Annotated in this window: 1 protein-coding gene and 2 pseudogenes; all 3 read right to left on the reverse strand. The window is 61.9% G+C overall.

Annotated elements, in window-relative coordinates:
- A partial coding sequence (locus HEP69_RS23595; protein WP_290560957.1) for a DUF6446 family protein occupies positions 1 to 209 on the reverse strand: 209 nt, incomplete at its 3' end.
- Between the two features lie 81 nt (positions 210 to 290).
- A pseudogene (locus HEP69_RS23600) lies at positions 291 to 1,154 on the reverse strand (AMP-binding protein); the annotation flags it as partial.
- Positions 1,155 to 1,157: 3 nt separating this feature from the next.
- Positions 1,158 to 1,325 (reverse strand): annotated as a pseudogene (locus tag HEP69_RS23605) (enoyl-CoA hydratase); the annotation flags it as partial.

Raw genomic sequence — 1,325 nt, forward strand, 5'->3', positions numbered from 1 at the left:
CCCAGATAGGCGCGCGCTGTCCCGTCGCGCAGCGCCTGCGCGATGGCCGCGGCATCGAAACACTCAAACCAGCCCGGCGCGTTGCGCGGAATGACGTCACCGGCGCTGACATAGGTGGCGCTCAGCGTCTCAAGATCGGCAGAGGGGGGGAAAAAGGCCCGAAACCGGATCGGGGAGCTGTCGGCATCGACCCCCCGGAACGCCCCCAAACCAACCGGCCCCGGGGGGGGGGCCCCGGGGGAAAAACATGCAGCGGGAGCAACAAGGAAACTTTAACCGTCTCGGGGGCCAGAGATCAAAAGCGACAACCCAATCGGCGCGCCGCAGAGATGTGTTACCCGCTCTTGCGCAAGCGCCTCCCAGATTGGTTCTGCCCGCACTTGGCGCAGGCAAATGTGTGTGCCGATGATGGCAGAGAGGGTCCAGGGGAAACACCAGCCATTGCAGTGAAACATCGGCAGGGTCCAGAGATAGACCGCATGCTTGGCCATCGACGGCGTCAGGGCATTGCCCTGCGCCAAAAGATACCCCCCGCGGTGATGGGACACCACGCCCTTGGGGTCGCCGGTGGTGCCGGATGTGTAATTGATGGAAATCGCGTCCCATTCATCCTCTGGCATCAGCCACTCGAACGACGGATCGCCCGCGGACAGGAACGCTTCGCAATCTTGTGCTGTGGCTGCGATTTCTGGCCCGCTGAATTCGGAATCGTCATATTGGATCAGGAGTGGGGTGACTTTGGCGGGCGATAGAGCCTCTTGCATCAGCGGCATGAATTCGCGGTCCACGATCACCACCCGCGCCATCGCGTGATCAAGTTGAAACGCGATGATCCCGGCATCAAGCCGGGTGTTGATCGAATGCAGCACCGCGCCGCACATCGGCACACCGTAATGACATTCCAGCATCGCGGGTGTGTTTGCCAGCATCACCGAGACAGTATCGCCGCGCTCCAATCCATGCACGCTCAGCGCCGAGGCCAATTGGCGTGAACGGTTATAGAAGGCCCCATAGCTGCGCCGCAGGGGCCCATGCACAATCGCGGTATGATCCGGGAACACGGTCGCCGCACGCTCCAGAAAACTGAGTGGCGTCAAGGGTTGGTGGTTTGCGGGGTTGCGGTCGAGATCAGAGTTATAGGGGTTCGGTGTCATGGGTCAGGCATCCTGCCATTGGGGGGCGCGTTTCTCGTTAAAGGCACCGATGCCCCCTTGGGCGTCGTGCGCCAGCATATTGTCAACCATCACGGCAGAGGCATAGGCACTAGGCACCCGAAAGGGTCAACCGGCCCTGTGCGTAAAAGGCCCCATTGCCGGTCGCGAGGG

Origin of the sequence: Aestuariivita sp. (genome assembly GCF_021404545.1) — a bacterium.
Lineage (GTDB): Bacteria > Pseudomonadota > Alphaproteobacteria > Rhodobacterales > Rhodobacteraceae > Aestuariivita.